This is a genomic window from Staphylococcus pasteuri, assembly GCF_030547725.1.
Taxonomy (GTDB): Bacteria; Bacillota; Bacilli; order Staphylococcales; family Staphylococcaceae; genus Staphylococcus; species Staphylococcus pasteuri.
Genome location: NZ_JAUOQO010000807.1, coordinates 1 through 242 on the forward strand (window position 1 = coordinate 1; position 242 = coordinate 242).

The 242-nt window shown below is 40.5% G+C and carries 1 protein-coding gene; it reads right to left on the bottom strand.

Annotated features, from left to right (window positions below; translation table 11 throughout):
* Window positions 1–242 (bottom strand): ribonucleotide reductase barrel domain-containing protein (locus Q4528_RS15565; RefSeq protein WP_439848950.1); only part of this gene is annotated, 242 nt, incomplete at both ends.

A 242-nucleotide genomic window follows, 5' to 3' on the forward strand; every position in this document is an offset into this window, starting at 1 on the left:
CTGCAACAGCCTGAACACTCTCAGATTTACCTGCTGAATCACGCGTGTTGTGGTAGTAAAGCGTTTTAATACCCAACTGGTAACAGCGTATGATGTCAGAAAGAATGACCTTCATAGGCACCTTTCCATCCGGAAACTTGGTAGGGTCGTAGTTTGTATTTGCAGATATTGTTTGATCAACAAATTTTTGCATAATTGCTACAAGCTCTATATACCCTTTGTTATCTGGGATATCCCAAAGA